Origin of the sequence: Rhizobium sp. BE258 (genome assembly GCF_031457345.1) — a bacterium.
In the GTDB taxonomy this organism is placed as follows: domain Bacteria; phylum Pseudomonadota; class Alphaproteobacteria; order Rhizobiales; family Rhizobiaceae; genus Rhizobium.
The window spans coordinates 89,150-104,080 of the sequence record NZ_JAVDWL010000005.1 but is presented as its reverse complement, the minus strand read 5'-3'; the positions used below and the strand labels follow the sequence as shown (position 1 = coordinate 104,080).

Sequence of the window (14,931 nt, the reverse complement as noted above, 5' to 3'; positions counted from 1 at the left end):
GCCAAGCCTTTTTCAGTCCGGTTTTCAGTATAGATCAGGCGTCGAGGCGCTGTTCGGCGAGGCGCACCCAGTAGGAAATGCCGTGGGTGATGACCTCATCATTGAAATCGTAGGCCGGGTTGTGGAGGCCTGCGGTGTCGCCGTTGCCGATGAAGATGAAGGCGCCCGGGCGGGCGTTCAGCATGTAGGAGAAATCCTCGCCTCCCATCATCGGGTCGATTTCCGGGTTGACGTTGGCCGCACCGGCAATATCGGTCGCCGTCGCGATAGCGTGGCCGGTCTCGGCCGCGTGGTTGACGGTCACTGGATAGTTGCGATGGAAGGCGATGTCGGCTTCGGCGCCGTGCGCCGCGGTAAGGCCGTTGATGACCTGCTTGAAGCGGCTTTCGGCGATGTCGCGCACTTCAGGGTCGAGCGTGCGGATCGTGCCGGCGATCTGGGCGTCGTTGGGGATGACGTTATGGGCGAAGCCGGCGTTGAACTTGGTGACGGACACGACGACCGAGCGCAGCGGATCGACGGTGCGCGCGGCGATCATCTGCAGATTGGCGACGATCTGGGCGCCGATGGCGATCGGGTCGATCGTGCGGTTCGGCTGGGCCGCGTGGCCGCCGCGGCCCTTGATGGTGACGGTGAACTCGTCGGTCGCCGCCATGATCGGGCCCTTGCGGATGGCGAACTGGCCGACGGGCAAGCCCGGCAGATTGTGCATGCCATAGACTTCCTCGATGGAGAACCGCTCCATCATGCCGTCCTTGACCATCAGGTTGCCGCCGCCGCCGCCCTCTTCGGCGGGCTGGAAGATGACGGCGACGTTGCCATTGAAATTGCGCGTCTCGGCCAGATATTTGGCGGCGCCGAGCAGCATGGCCGTGTGGCCGTCATGACCGCAGGCGTGCATCTTGCCCGGCGTGGTCGAGGCCCAGGGTTTGCCTGAAATTTCGGTCAGCGGCAGGGCGTCCATGTCGGCGCGCAGGCCGATGGTGCGGCTGCCTCCGCCATTTCCCTTGATCAGGCCGACGACGCCGGTGCGGCCGATGCCGGTGACGATTTCGTCGACGCCGAACTCCTTCAGCTTTTCGGCGACAAAGGCTGCCGTGTTCTCCACCGCGAAAAGAAGCTCCGGACGGGCGTGGATGTGACGGCGCCATTCGGTCACTTCGTCCTGCAATTCAGCGGCTCTGTTCAAAATCGGCATGCTCAAATTCCTGTACCGGTAACGGGCTATTCCGCGGCAGAGATAGCGGCTGCCGCGAAAAGAACTTATTCAATGGCCTTTGCCATGTCATGGCCATATACGTTAAATAGTGAAGGTTTCGAGATTTTCCGGACATCTTAAGGACTAGACGTGTCGACGCGCCAGAATCGTTTGTTTGCCGCCCTGCGGCCGGTCTCTTTCGCCGTCAGTGCCACTGCCGCACTGCTTTCTTCGGTTCCGCTGGCGCAAGCCAATCCGCATATTCTCGTCGATGTTCAGAGCGGCCGCGTCCTCGAGCACGAAGAGGCCTTCCGCAAATGGTATCCGGCCTCGCTGACCAAGCTAATGACCGTCTATACAACCTTCGATGCCATCCGCTCCGGCCAGATCAGCCTCGATACGCCGATCGTGATGAGCAAGCAGGCCGCAGCGCAGCCTGCCGCCAAGATGTATTACAAGCCAGGCCAGAAGCTGACGCTCGACAGCGCGCTGAAGATCCTGATGGTCAAGTCTGCGAATGATATCGCCGTCGCGGTCGCGGAAGCGGTGGCGGGAACGCAGGATGCCTTCGTGCTGCGCATGAATGCGGAAGCCCTGAAGCTCGGCATGACGGATTCGCATTTCGTCAATCCGAACGGACTTCCGGGCAAGGGCCAGTACACGACGGCGCGCGATCTCGCGGTTCTGACCGTCGCGCTGCGCCGCGATTTTCCGCAATATTCGGGCTATTTCGCGCTTGAAGGCTTTACCAACGGCAAGACCAATACGCCGAGCATCAATCTGCTGATCGGCCGTTTTGCCGGTGCGGATGGTATGAAGACCGGGTTCATCTGCGCTTCGGGTTTCAACCAGATCGGCTCTGCCACCCGCAACGGACGCACCGTGGTTTCGGTCGTGCTCGGTACGGACAGCCTTGCCGCGCGCGCTGATGCGACGGCCAACCTGCTGGAGAAGGGCTTTGCGACGCCCGCCGGATCAAGTGCAACGCTTGCCTCGCTGAAGCCCTACGGGCCGGGGCAGGATGCGGTCAGCGATATCAGCGCCGAAATCTGCAGCGCCAAGGGCGCCAAGGTGCGTAGCGAAACGCGCGACGAGGTCGGCCGGATGAAGGTGCAGTCGCCTTACATTCACGAGATGGACCACGAGCCGAATTTCGTCTTCGCCGGCCTCATCCCCGGTCAGGATACCCAGCCTGACAAGGGTGCCAAAACAGACGCGATGGGCGATGCCGCCAATATCCCGGTGCCGCTACCGCGTCCGACGTCGTTCTAAAGGCAATATCCCATGAGCCTGCATGCAGACCGGATCCCGGTCACCATCCTGACCGGTTTTCTCGGCGCGGGAAAATCGACGCTTCTGAACCGGATCCTCAAGGATCCGGCGATGAAGGATGCGGCCGTCATCATCAATGAATTCGGCGATGTCGGCATCGACCATCTGCTTGTCGAGAGTTCCGGCGATGCGATCATCGAGCTTTCGGACGGCTGCCTGTGCTGCACGGTGCGCGGCGAGCTGGTCGATACGCTCGCCAATCTGATGGATGCGATCCAGACCGGCAAGGTAAAGTCGGTGGAGCGCATCGTCATCGAGACGACAGGGCTCGCCGACCCGGCGCCGGTCATGCAGGCGATCATGGGCAACCCAGTCATTACCACGAATTTTCAGCTCGATGGCATCGTGACCGTCGTCGATGCCGTCAACGGATTGCAGACGCTCGACATTCACGAGGAAGCCCGCAAGCAGGTGGCTGTTGCCGACCGACTGATCGTCTCGAAGCGGCCAATGGCCGATGGTGAACGTCTTGGCGCGCTTGAAGCGCGGCTGCGCGATCTTAATCCGAGGGCGGCTCTGATGGATGCCGATGACGAAGAGACCGGCACCGCCGGCGTGCTCGTCAATGGCCTCTACGATCCGGAGACGAAGATTGCCGATGTCGGCCGGTGGCTGCGCGATGAAAACGCGCATGATCACCATCACCACGATCATCATCACCATCATGGTCACGGCCACCACCACCATCATGACCATCACCACGATGGCCAGGATCCGCATGATGTGAACCGTCACGATGCCTCGATCCGGTCTTTCTCGATCATCGAAGACAAGCCAATCGATCCGATGGCGCTCGAAATGTTTATCGATCTCCTGCGCTCGGCGCATGGCGAGAAGCTGCTCAGGATGAAGGCGATCGTTGCGGTTTCGGATCGGCCGGACAAGCCGCTGGTGCTGCATGGCGTGCAGAACATCTTCCATCCGCCGGTGCGCCTGCCTGCCTGGCCCGATGCCAACGACCGGCGCACGCGCATGGTGCTGATCACCAAGGATCTGCCCGAGGACTTCGTCAAGACGCTGTTCGATGCCTTCCTCGGCAAGCCGCGCATCGACACGCCGGATCGTGCGGCGCTGGAATCCAACCCGCTTGCCATTCCCGGAATGAAGATCTGAGACCTATTTCCGGCGGATCAGGAAGCGGTGGCCGCTCTCGGTCTTCACCGTTTCCAGCAGCTCATGGCCGTCTTCATTGCAGAAATGCGGGATATCGATGCCGGCCAGCGGGTCCGTCGTTTCGACCCGGATGAGCGCGCCGCTGGCCATGGAGGACATCTTGCGGCGCGTTTTCAGCACGGGCAGGGGACACTTCAGACCGCGAAGGTCATAGGCGACGGCGTCGGAACCGCTCAATTCTTGGACCAGAATTTCCAGAACGGCTTCTTGGAAGCGTCGGCGGTTTCCTGCGGCGGCTCGGGCGCGAAGGCTAGCGGGTTCTGCTGCGGAACCGGAACGTTTGCAGGCGAAGCCTCGGCAACAGCCGTGGCGGCCGGCTGAGCGGGTGCCGCGGCGGCCGGTGCTGCTGCAGCAGGCGCTGGCGTTGCCGCTGCAATCGCAGTTGCCGGAACCGTGGCAGGCACTGCCGGCTTCGACATCATGCCTTCAAGCTCGGCAACCTTGACCATGCGGCCGGCTTCCAGCGAGGTTCCGGTCGGCGCGTAAGCGAGATCGCGGCCCTTGCGGGTCTTGGCGACGACAGCCTTGCGTTCGGCTTCGGTCGGGTCATACCAGGCGAGGCCGTCGAACTTCTTCTCGGCCTTGGCATAATCCATGGCATAGGTCTTGTCGTAGGACGCCAGAGCCGATGCGAGCGCCGGGGGCGTCGACATGGCCGGGCACTTGCCTGCCGGATTGAAGCCGCCGCCGTCAGCCGTCTGCTGGTTGAAGACGTATTTCTTCTCGCAGACATTCACCTCTGGCGGGCGCTTGGTGACTTCGAAATTGTCGTAGCCGACCTTCAGCATCTTCCAGAAGTCGTAGCTCGGGTCGAGCCGGTGCTTGTACATGTTTTCCGCGCTCATGCGGAACGGGAAGGCCTGCAGCTGAACCGAGGTCTGGCCGCCCTTGAAGGCGTCGCGTGCGAAGGCGTAGATCTCAAGAACCTGTTCGTCGGTCATCGAGTAGCAGCCCGAGGACGAGCAGGCGCCATGGATCATCAAGTCCGAACCGCTGCGGCCATTGACGGCGTCATACTTGTTCGGGAAGCCGGTGTTGATGGCGAGATAATATTTCGAATTCGGGTTCAGATTGGCACGGGTCAGGTTGTAGAACCCCTCCGGAGCCTGCCGGTCGCCGGTCTTCACCTTCGGGCCGAGACGGCCGGACCAAGCGCAGATCTTGTAGTCGGCGATCTTGTCGAAGCGGTTGTCGGTCTTCGCCTTCCAGATCTCGAGCGCGCCTTCTTCCTTGAATATGCGGATCAGGATCGGCGAATTGCGATCCATGCTCTTGGCGCTCATCTGCGCCAGAATGCGCGGAGGCAGAGGCTGCTCCACCTTGTTCTTGACGGTGGAGAGGTCGATCTTGCTTGCCGATTCCAGCGTGTCGTTGCAGCCCGCCAAGGCGAGTGCCATCAAGGAAACGTAGGCGAAATGACGAATGCGCATTCAGTTAGCCCAACTACCAGATTCAGCCCGCTCCACACCGTAGAATCCGGGCAATACCGAGAATCATAGGCGGCTTATACTTTACAAATCCTTACGAGGATATGACCGGCCCGCGGCGCCCCCGCAAGCGCGAAAACTGGTAGATAACATTATTGTGGCCAAGATTTGGCCCTAATCGGGCCAATTTTTCTGTGGCTGCCTTAGAGGTTACGGCCCATCGACAGGAATTTCTGACGGCGGTCGTGGCGCAGCTGCTCGCCGGAACGCGGCGAAAGCTCGGCAAGCGAATTGGCAATCACGTCGCCTGCGGCGGCAATGACATGGTCCGGATCGCGATGGGCGCCGCCCAGCGGTTCCGGGATGATGCCGTCGATGATGCCAAGCGACTTCAGGTCTTCGGCGGTGATCTTCATGTTGGTCGCCGCTTCCTTGGCGCGGGTGGAATCGCGCCAGAGGATCGAGGCCGCACCTTCCGGCGAGATCACGCTGTAGATCGAATGCTCGAGCATGAAGACCTTGTTGCCGGTGGCAATGGCGATCGCGCCGCCCGAACCGCCTTCGCCGATAACGACGGAAACGATCGGAACCTTGACGCCAAGGCACATTTCCGTCGAGCGGGCGATGGCTTCCGCCTGGCCGCGCTCTTCGGCGCCGACGCCCGGATAGGCACCTGCCGTATCGACCAGCGTGATCACGGGCAGGCCGAAACGGTCGGCCATTTCAAGCACACGGATCGCCTTGCGGTAACCTTCAGGACGGGCGCTGCCGAAATTGTGCTTCAGGCGGCTCTTGGTGTCGTTGCCCTTTTCCTGGCCGATGACGGCGACGGGCTGGCCGCGGAAGCGGGCGAGGCCCGCCTGGATGGCGGCATCCTCGGAAAACTTGCGGTCGCCGGCGAGCGGCGTGAATTCCTGGAACAAGACCTTGGCGTAATCGACGAAATGCGGACGCTGCGGATGGCGCGCGACCTGCGTCTTCTGCCAGGCATTGAGCTTGGAATAGATATCGACCATCGCTTCGCGAACGCGAACTTCGAGCCTGCCGACTTCATCCGACGTGTCGATGCTCTCGTCCTCGGACGCGAGCTTCTTCAGTTCGATGATCTTAGCTTCGAGGTCGGAGATCGGCTTTTCGAAGTCGAGATAATTGTGCATGAGGTGCGTTTCCGTTCCTTGTGCCCGGGGCAATTGCTGGCGTTGCCCCTTGTCGCCGGTCCTATTCGTGCTTTTTCGCCTGTTTTGCAAGAGGGTGATGCGTTTGCACCAGTTGTTGCAGGCGTTCTTCCAGGACGTGGGTGTAGATCTGCGTCGTCGAAATGTCCGAATGTCCGAGAAGTTCCTGGACAACACGCAGGTCCGCGCCGTTGGCCAGCAGGTGGCTGGCGAAGGCGTGGCGCATGACATGCGGCGAAATCATAGATGGGGTCAGCCCGGCGCGGATCGCAAGGTTCTTCAGGTCGCGGGCGAAGACCTGCCGTGGCAGATGGCCCTCTTTCGACGCTGCCGGGAATAGCCAGGGGCTCTCGGTGGGCTCCTTGGCGCTGGCGTTTTCCACAGCCATCGCGCTGCCGTAAGCCTTCAGTGCCGCGATCGCCGATTGCGAAAGCGGGACGAGACGTTCCTTGTTTCCCTTGCCGCGGATAATCAGGAAGCGTCCCTCCTGATCCAGGACCCGGGCCGGCAGCGATACAAGCTCGCTGACGCGCATGCCGGTGGCATACAACAATTCGAGAAGCGCCAGCATGCGACGGCGGTTCAGTTGCCCGGCGACAGGATCGCCGGCCTCGTGCTCGGCCTGCGTCAACAGCCGGGTCACGTCTTCGACGCCCATGGTTTTCGGCAGCGGCCGGCCCTTCTTCGGGGAGTCGAGCACACCCGTCGGGTCGTCCGTTCGGAGACCTTCGGCATAGAGAAACTTGTAGAATTGCCGCATCGAGGCCAGTCTTCGGGCCTGCGACGAGGGCTTGAAGCCCTGGCCCGCAAGCGACGAGAGATAGGCGGTCAGGTCGGCGGAGGCCGCTTCCGTCAGACGGACGCTGCGTCCGTTCAGAAAGGAGTGGAGATCGTCGAGATCGCGCTCGTAGGATTGCAGCGTGTTCTCGGCTGCGCCGCGTTCGGCGCTCATCATCTCCAGAAAGGATTCCACGTGAACGCGGCCGAGATCCCGCATCGGCCTACTTCTTCGCCGGGGCGATGGTGCCGGTTGCCGGCGGATTGATGCGCTCCGACGGAATGCGGATCGTCACGTCGCGCGGTTGCGGCTCGACGAAGGTCACCAGGGCCACCATGCCTCCGTAGATCGCCCCGGCGATAACCGCCAAGACAGCGAGGAAACGGAAGAGGGTCGGCATTTCTTGAACTCCATGAGCTTGGCCTCTTTTTAGGGAGAAGCGCGATTGCGTGCAAGAAGCCGCATTTGGAACATGTTTCCCTTGCCCGCGACTTGACGCTACACCTTCATTTGTCGATACCGTTTGCAAACAAAGTGTGAATGGACCGATGAGTGACCCAGTTCTGACAGTTGCAGACAGTCTGAAAGACAGAGCTCGCGCCGCGCTCGGGTCCCGCAATCTTATCCTCGTCGGCCTTATGGGTGCAGGAAAATCCTCCGTCGGGCGGCTTGTTGCCCAGCAGCTTGGAATTCCGTTCATCGATAGCGACGTTGAGATCGAGCGCGTTTCGCGCATGACCATCACCGAACTCTTCGCATCCTATGGCGAAGAAGAATTCAGGGCGCTGGAAACGCGGGTGATGAAGCGGCTTTTGAAGAACGGGCCTCGCGTGGTTTCGACCGGCGGCGGTGCCTTCATCAACGACCGCACCCGCAAGCATATCAAGAAGGGCGGCCTGTCGCTGTGGCTTAAGGCCGATCTGGATGTGCTCTGGGAACGCGTCAACAAGCGCGATACCCGGCCGCTTCTGAAGACCGAAAACCCGATGCAGACACTCGAAAACCTGATGAACGCGCGATACCCGATCTATGCGCAGGCCGACGTCACCGTTTTGTCGCGCGATGTGCGCAAGGAATTGATGGCCGACGAAGTGCTGAAGGCCGTGGTCGAACACCAAACTGAAAGTGCAGTGCCATGAATGCGATCGCTTCCGTTGCCGCCGAAAAGAAGGTGCATGTGCCGCTTGGCGACCGCGCCTACGATATTCTGATCGGGCCGGGGCTGATTGCGCGCGCCGGTGCTGAAATCACCGCCCGCCTCAAGGGCCGCAAGGCGGCTATTGTCACCGACGCGAATGTGGCGCCCATCTATCTCGATGCGCTGGTCGCGAGCCTGGAAGCATCCGGCATTGCATGCTCCACGCTGGTGTTGCCGGCCGGCGAGAAGACCAAGAGCTTCGAACATCTGATGACGGTCTGCGACAAGGTGCTAGAAGCGCGTGTCGAGCGGAATGATTATGTCGTCGCGCTCGGCGGCGGTGTGATCGGTGACCTCGCAGGTTTTGCTGCCGGTATCGTGCGCCGCGGCGTGCGCTTCGTGCAGGTGCCGACCTCTCTGCTGTCGCAGGTCGATTCATCCGTCGGCGGCAAGACCGGCATCAACAGCCGCCATGGCAAGAACCTTATCGGCGTCTTCCATCAGCCGGATTTGGTGCTTGCGGATACCGATGTGCTGAACACGCTGACGGAGCGCGAATTCCGGGCCGGCTATGCCGAGGTCGCCAAGTATGGCCTGATCGACAAGCCTGATTTCTTTGCGTGGCTGGAGACGAACTGGCAGGCGGTGTTTGCCGGCGGTGATGCCCGCATCCAGGCGATCGCCACCAGTTGCCAGGCGAAATCCGATGTGGTGGTGGCCGACGAGCGGGAAAATGGCCCGCGCGCCCTGCTCAACCTCGGCCACACCTTCGGTCACGCGCTGGAAGCGGCCACGGCCTATGACAGTGCCCGCCTGGTACACGGCGAAGGCGTTTCGATCGGTATGGTGCTGGCGCATGAGTTTTCGGCGCGCATGAACCTTGCGAGCCCCGATGACGCCAAACGCGTCGAGACGCATCTGAAGGCGGTTGGCCTGCCGACGCGCATGTCGGATATCCCGGGCGAGCTGCCGCCGGCCGAAAGGCTGATGGAAGCGATGGCGCAGGACAAGAAGGTCAAGAACGGCCAGTTCACCTTCATCCTGACGCGCGGGATCGGGCAATCCTTCATCGCCGATGACGTGCCGCAATCCGAAGTATTGAGCTTCCTCAAGGAAAAGCACCCGCAATGAGCATCGAAGGCACGCTGGCATTTCTTTCCGTGTACTGGCCAGAAATTGTCTCCATCGTGGCCCTCGTTCTCATGTCCGCTTTCTTCTCCGGATCGGAAACGGCGCTGACCGCCGTCTCGCGCAGCCGCATCCATACGCTCGAGGCCAATGGCGACGAGCGCGCCGGCGTGGTGCGGGAGCTGATCGAGCGGCGCGACCGGCTGATCGGTGCTCTGCTGATCGGCAACAATCTCGCCAACATCCTGTCGTCGGCGCTGGCGACCAGCCTGTTTCTCGGATTGTTCGGTAATTCCGGTGTGGCGCTCGCAACGCTGGCGATGACCGTCATCCTCGTCATCTTTGCGGAAGTTCTGCCGAAGAGCTGGGCGATCTCGACGCCTGACCGTTTCGCCCTGACGGTTGCCTTTGCCGTCAAGCTTTTCGTCGCCATCGTCGGGCCGATATCGTCCTTCATCAATGCGATCGTGCGCAAGATCCTCGGTGTCTTCGGCATAACGCTGTCGCGCGAAACATCGATGCTGACGGCGCATGAAGAGCTGCGCGGTGCGGTCGATCTGCTTCACCGGGAAGGCTCGGTCGTCAAGGCAGATCGCGACCGTCTCGGCGGCGTTCTCGATCTCAGCCAGCTCGAATTGTCTGACATCATGGTGCATCGCATGGCGATGCGGGCCATCAATGCCGACGACGCGCCGGAAGCGATAGTCCGCACCATCCTTGAAAGTCCCTATACGCGCATGCCGCTGTGGCGCGGCACGACCGACAACATCATCGGCGTTGTGCATGCAAAGGACCTGCTGCGGGCGCTGGCCGAGCCGAATGTCGAGCCTGAGAATCTCGATGTCGTCAGGATCGCGCAGAAGCCTTGGTTCGTGCCTGACAGCACCAATCTCGAAGATCAGCTGAACGCCTTCCTGCGCCGCAAGCAACATTTCGCCGTCGTCGTCGATGAATATGGCGAGGTGCAGGGCATCGTCACCCTCGAGGATATTCTGGAAGAGATCGTCGGCGATATTTCCGACGAGCACGACATCGAGATGCAGGGTGTCCGTCAGGAGGCCGACGGTTCCGTTGTCGTCGATGGCGGCGTTCCGATCCGTGACCTGAACCGGGCGCTCGACTGGCAGCTTCCCGACGAGGAGGCGACGACGATTGCCGGCCTCGTCATTCACGAGTCGATGACAATCCCGGAAGAGCGGCAGGCCTTCACCTTCTACGGCAAGCGCTTCATTGTGATGAAGCGCGAGAAGAACCGCATCACCAAGCTGCGCATTCGCCCCGCCGAGGAAGACGCGCCCAAGGCGGTCTAACCGGCTTTTGCTGTTGGATCGCGCGCCGCAAAGACTTATATGAGGCCGGTATCCACTACCAGCGGGTCGCTTCTCCTGGTGCCGAGGGTTCGACGGCGAGGGCATGAAGCCCGGCATCGAGCTCCGGTTTCAAGAGTTCGGTAATGGCCCGGTGGCGGGCGAGCCTCGTCATTCCTGAAAATTTTTCAGAGACGATGCGAACGCGCATATGCGTTTCGCCTGTCCCTGTTATGTCAGGCTGGTGCCCGGCGTGGAGGTGGCTTTCGTTGATGACACTCAAACGTTCGGGCACGAAAGCCTCGGTCAGTTTTTCTTCTATGCGGGCCTGAAGGGTCACGTTTTCGTCCAGTTGCTGGTGAAAAAAGGGGTTCCCACCAAGCCAGCAACATTCCCATTTGTCAATTCTTGTTGTCGCGCCGCGGCAGCTTCATAATTAGCGCCGTCATGAGACTTGATTCCAAATATTTCGATCGCATCCGCACCCGCCGCAAACGCGAGCAGGAACCCGAACAGGCTCCCCCGACCTGTCAGTGGGACGGCTGCGACAAGAAAGGTGCGCATCGCGCTCCCGTCGGACGCAATGCCGAGGGGCAGTTCTTCCTGTTCTGCTTCGAGCACGTCAAGGAATACAACAAGGGCTATAACTACTTCTCCGGCCTGTCTGATGGCGAGATCGCCCGTTACCAGAAGGAAGCGATCACCGGTCATCGCCCCACCTGGACGGTCGGCGTCAACAAGGCCGCCAAGAACAGCCCGCTGCAATCGGACGTCCGCTCGGGCTCCTATAACCGGGTGCGCGATCCGTTCGGCTTCGTCAGTGGCAGCAAGGGCAGCGGCCCGCGCTTTCCGGAACAGCGCAAGCTGAAAAGCCTGGAAGCCAAGGCGTTTGATACGATGGGCCTTGCCGCCGATGCGACGTCGGCGGAGATCAAGACGCGCTACAAGGAACTGGTGAAGAAGCACCACCCCGACGCCAATGGCGGCGACCGCGGATCCGAGGAGCGGTTCCGTGCCGTGATCCAGGCCTATCAATTGTTGAAGCAGAACGGTTTTTGTTAATTCCCGTCCTTGCTCTCCGTCTTCAATCGGGTATGGTCCAAATCGGCTAGGGCCGCAGGCAATCGCGGCATGCATTATTGCGTTTTGCTTCTGGCGCCTTTGCCTTCCTTCCGGACGCGGCGTTTCTTGTCCGGGACTTTGTTCTAGAATGCTCGGGGTCATCATCCCGCCGAGGTTTCATTTCAGTCCCGGAGAAGCATCGCCGACGTTCTCACCCTGGACGGCGTGGTAGAAAACTGCGGCGTCGCGGTTGCGAAATGGCCTGAGAGATATGGCCGGGCGCTATGCCCGCCTTGGAGACGTGATGAGCAAGATTGAGTTAGATATTCCCGCTCTGCCGGACACGACCGTTTCGGTCAGAGACGTTTTCGGCATCGATTCCGATATTCGCGTTCCCGCCTACAGCAAGGGCGACGCCTATGTTCCGGATCTCGATCCAGACTATCTTTTCGACCGCGAGACGACGCTCGCCATTCTTGCAGGCTTTGCGCATAACCGCCGCGTCATGATCTCCGGCTACCACGGTACCGGCAAGTCCTCGCATATCGAGCAGGTCGCCGCGCGACTCAACTGGCCGTGCGTGCGTATCAACCTCGACAGCCATGTCAGCCGTATCGACCTGATCGGCAAGGACGCGATCGTCGTCAAGGATGGGCTGCAGGTCACCGAATTCAAGGACGGCATCCTTCCCTGGGCCTACCAGCACAACGTCGCGCTCGTCTTCGACGAATATGATGCGGGCCGCCCGGACGTGATGTTCGTCATCCAGCGCGTGCTGGAATCAGCCGGCCGCCTGACGCTGCTCGATCAAAGCCGCGTCATCCGTCCGCACCCGGCTTTCCGCCTGTTTGCGACCGCCAACACGGTTGGTCTCGGCGATACGACCGGCCTCTATCACGGCACGCAGCAGATCAACCAGGCGCAGATGGACCGTTGGTCGATCGTCACGACGCTGAACTATCTGCCGCATGAGCATGAAGTGAACATCATCGCCGCCAAGGTGAAGAGCTTCGGCAAGGACAAGGACGGCCGCGACACCGTTTCGAAGATGGTCCGCGTTGCCGATCTGACGCGCGCATCCTTCATGAACGGCGACCTGTCGACCGTCATGAGCCCGCGTACGGTCATCACCTGGGCCGAAAATGCCGAGATCTTCGGTGATCTCGCCTTCGCCTTCCGCGTCACCTTCCTCAACAAGTGCGACGAGCTTGAACGTGCGCTGGTTGCCGAACATTACCAGCGTGCCTTTGGCGTGGAGCTGAAGGAAAGCGCCGCCAACATCGTTCTGGAGGCCTAAGGCCGGTCGATCATGGCATCTCGTGGTGACAATTCGAAAGCCAAGCCCAACGGCCCCGTCGATATCGAGCCGTTGCGGCGCGCGATAACCGGCTGCGTCCGCGCAATCGCCGGTAACGACGAGGTCGAAGTGACCTTCGCCAACGAACGTCCGGGAATGACGGCAGAGCGTATCCGGCTGCCCGAGCTTTCCAAGCGGCCGACGGCGCATGAGCTGGCGGTGACGCGCGGTCTCGGCGATTCCATGGCGCTGCGGCTTGCCTGCCACGACGAGAAGGTCCACACGACGATGGCGCCGCAGGGTTCTGACGCCCGCGCGGTGTTTGATGCGGTTGAACAGGCACGTGTCGAATCGATCGGTGCGCTGCGGATGGAAGGCATGGCTGCGAACCTGCGCTCCATGACCGACGAGAAATATGCCAAGGCGAATTTCAACGGAATCGAGCGTCAGGAAGACGCGCCGATCGGTGAAGCCGTGGCGATGATGGTGCGCGAGAAGCTCACCGGTCAGAAGCCGCCGGCCTCGGCAGGCAAGGTGCTCGACCTCTGGCGTCCTTTCATCGAGGACAAGGCCGGCGCCGAGCTCGATAATCTGTCCAACGTCATCAATGACCAGCAAGCCTTTTCCAAGGTCATCCGCAACATGCTGTCGGCCATGGAAATGGCAGAGGAATATGGCGACGACGACAGCGAGCCGGAGACCGACGAGGACTCGGATCAGGACGACCAGCCGAGCGGCGACGAGCAGGATCAGGACGAGGTCGACGAAGACGCCGGTTCGGATGCTGCACCGGTCGAAGACAGCGAAGTCGCCGACGAGCAGATGGAGGACGGCGAGACCGAAGGCGCCGAAATCTCCGACGACGACATGATGGAAGAAGGCGAGGACGATTCCGAGACGCCGGGCGAGACCCGCCGTCCGAATACGCCTTTCGCCGATTTCAACGAGAAGGTCGATTACCGGGTCTTTACCGAGGAATTCGACGAGATCATCACTGCCGAGGAACTCTGTGACGCCACGGAGCTCGAGCGCCTGCGCGCGTTTCTCGACAAGCAGCTGGCGCATCTGCAGGGTGCCGTCGGCCGTCTGGCGAACCGTCTGCAGCGCCGCCTGATGGCGCAGCAGAACCGGTCCTGGGATTTCGACCTGGAAGAGGGCTATCTCGATCCGGCGCGCCTGACGCGCATGATCATCGATCCGATGCAGGCGCTGTCCTTCAAGATGGAGCGCGACACGCAGTTCCGCGACACCGTGGTGACACTGCTGATCGACAATTCCGGCTCGATGCGCGGACGTCCGATCACCGTTGCTGCCACCTGCGCCGATATTCTGGCGCGCACGCTGGAGCGTTGCGGCGTCAAGGTCGAGATCCTCGGTTTCACCACCAAGGCCTGGAAGGGCGGGCAGGCGCGCGAGAGCTGGCTGGCCGGTGGCAAGCCGCAGACGCCGGGCCGCCTCAACGATCTGCGCCATATTATCTACAAGTCCGCCGACGCTCCGTGGCGCCGCGCCCGCAGCAATCTCGGGCTGATGATGCGCGAGGGGCTGCTCAAGGAAAATATCGACGGCGAAGCGCTGATGTGGGCGCATAACCGCCTGATCGCGCGGCGTGAGCAGCGCAAGATCCTGATGATGATCTCCGATGGCGCGCCGGTCGATGATTCGACGCTATCGGTCAATCCGGGCAATTATCTGGAGCGCCACCTGCGCGCCGTCATCGAGCAGATCGAGACGCGTTCGCCGGTCGAGCTGCTCGCCATCGGTATCGGTCACGACGTCACGCGCTACTATCGCCGCGCCGTCACCATCGTCGATGCCGACGAGCTTGCAGGCGCGATGACCGAACAGCTGGCCTCTTTGTTCGAGGATCAGGCCGCACAGCCGCGTGGCGGCCACGCGCGCCGCGCCAGCTGACC

Annotated in this window: 15 protein-coding genes; 8 read left to right on the top strand and 7 right to left on the bottom strand. The window is 61.3% G+C overall.

What is annotated here, in order from left to right:
• Window positions 1-34: 34 nt before the first annotated feature.
• Window positions 35-1,198, bottom strand: coding sequence for a M20 aminoacylase family protein (locus J2X43_RS18820; RefSeq protein WP_310296202.1), 1,164 nt, complete (start codon window positions 1,196-1,198; stop codon window positions 35-37).
• A gap of 150 nt (window positions 1,199-1,348) precedes the next feature.
• Between J2X43_RS18820 and J2X43_RS18815 the strand changes: the two genes are divergently transcribed.
• Window positions 1,349-2,470 carry a D-alanyl-D-alanine carboxypeptidase family protein gene (locus tag J2X43_RS18815; protein ID WP_310296201.1) on the top strand — a complete coding sequence of 374 codons (1,122 nt, stop codon included), beginning with the start codon at window positions 1,349-1,351 and terminating at the stop codon, window positions 2,468-2,470.
• Between the two features lie 12 nt (window positions 2,471-2,482).
• Window positions 2,483-3,643, top strand: coding sequence for a GTP-binding protein (locus J2X43_RS18810; protein WP_310296199.1), 1,161 nt, complete (start codon window positions 2,483-2,485; stop codon window positions 3,641-3,643).
• A gap of 3 nt (window positions 3,644-3,646) precedes the next feature.
• On the opposite strand, the gene J2X43_RS18805 is transcribed toward J2X43_RS18810, so the two are convergent.
• From J2X43_RS18805 to J2X43_RS18785, 5 genes are all read right to left on the bottom strand, one after another.
• Window positions 3,647-3,880, bottom strand: a complete 234-nt coding sequence (locus J2X43_RS18805) for a sulfurtransferase TusA family protein (protein ID WP_112386155.1) — start codon at window positions 3,878-3,880, stop codon at window positions 3,647-3,649.
• Window positions 3,877-5,133, bottom strand: a complete 1,257-nt coding sequence (locus J2X43_RS18800) for a murein L,D-transpeptidase family protein (RefSeq protein ID WP_310296197.1) — start codon at window positions 5,131-5,133, stop codon at window positions 3,877-3,879. The genes J2X43_RS18805 and J2X43_RS18800 overlap by 4 nt, the downstream gene beginning before the upstream one ends.
• A 200-nt stretch (window positions 5,134-5,333) precedes the next feature.
• Window positions 5,334-6,287 carry an acetyl-CoA carboxylase carboxyltransferase subunit alpha gene (locus J2X43_RS18795; protein ID WP_310296195.1) on the bottom strand — a complete coding sequence of 318 codons (954 nt, stop codon included), beginning with the start codon at window positions 6,285-6,287 and terminating at the stop codon, window positions 5,334-5,336.
• A gap of 61 nt (window positions 6,288-6,348) precedes the next feature.
• Window positions 6,349-7,302 (bottom strand): site-specific tyrosine recombinase XerD, encoded by a 954-nt coding sequence (gene xerD / locus J2X43_RS18790; RefSeq protein WP_310296192.1) that lies wholly within the window; start codon window positions 7,300-7,302, stop codon window positions 6,349-6,351.
• A gap of 4 nt (window positions 7,303-7,306) precedes the next feature.
• A complete protein-coding gene (locus tag J2X43_RS18785; protein ID WP_310296189.1) occupies window positions 7,307-7,483 on the bottom strand; it encodes a hypothetical protein in 177 nt (58 codons plus the stop codon).
• Window positions 7,484-7,631: 148 nt separating this feature from the next.
• Here J2X43_RS18785 and J2X43_RS18780 point away from each other — a divergent pair, with 148 nt between their 5' ends.
• The 3 genes from J2X43_RS18780 to J2X43_RS18770 are packed head-to-tail and all read left to right on the top strand — an operon-like array spanning window position 7,632 to window position 10,659.
• Window positions 7,632-8,222 (top strand): shikimate kinase, encoded by a 591-nt coding sequence (locus J2X43_RS18780; protein ID WP_310296187.1) that lies wholly within the window; start codon window positions 7,632-7,634, stop codon window positions 8,220-8,222.
• A complete protein-coding gene (gene aroB / locus J2X43_RS18775; RefSeq protein WP_310296185.1) occupies window positions 8,219-9,352 on the top strand; it encodes a 3-dehydroquinate synthase in 1,134 nt (377 codons plus the stop codon). Before J2X43_RS18780 ends, aroB begins: the two co-directional genes overlap by 4 nt.
• The gene (locus J2X43_RS18770; RefSeq protein ID WP_310296183.1) at window positions 9,349-10,659 is read left to right on the top strand and encodes an HlyC/CorC family transporter; all 1,311 of its coding nucleotides are present in this window, start codon (window positions 9,349-9,351) and stop codon (window positions 10,657-10,659) included. Before aroB ends, J2X43_RS18770 begins: the two co-directional genes overlap by 4 nt.
• Window positions 10,660-10,714: 55 nt before the next feature.
• Here J2X43_RS18770 and J2X43_RS18765 read toward each other — a convergent pair whose 3' ends face one another.
• Window positions 10,715-10,996 (bottom strand): BolA family transcriptional regulator, encoded by a 282-nt coding sequence (locus J2X43_RS18765; protein ID WP_112386148.1) that lies wholly within the window; start codon window positions 10,994-10,996, stop codon window positions 10,715-10,717.
• Between the two features lie 107 nt (window positions 10,997-11,103).
• Between J2X43_RS18765 and J2X43_RS18760 the strand changes: the two genes are divergently transcribed.
• The 3 genes from J2X43_RS18760 to cobT all read left to right on the top strand — a co-directional run bounded on the left by J2X43_RS18760 (window position 11,104) and on the right by cobT (window position 14,929).
• Window positions 11,104-11,718: a DnaJ domain-containing protein gene (locus J2X43_RS18760; protein ID WP_112386147.1), complete on the top strand. Its 615-nt coding sequence runs from the start codon at window positions 11,104-11,106 to the stop codon at window positions 11,716-11,718.
• A gap of 304 nt (window positions 11,719-12,022) precedes the next feature.
• Window positions 12,023-13,015, top strand: a complete 993-nt coding sequence (gene cobS, locus J2X43_RS18755; RefSeq protein WP_112517950.1) for a cobaltochelatase subunit CobS — start codon at window positions 12,023-12,025, stop codon at window positions 13,013-13,015.
• A 12-nt stretch (window positions 13,016-13,027) separates the two neighbouring features.
• Window positions 13,028-14,929 (top strand): cobaltochelatase subunit CobT, encoded by a 1,902-nt coding sequence (cobT, locus tag J2X43_RS18750; RefSeq protein WP_310296178.1) that lies wholly within the window; start codon window positions 13,028-13,030, stop codon window positions 14,927-14,929.
• Window positions 14,930-14,931: the final 2 nt, after the last annotated feature.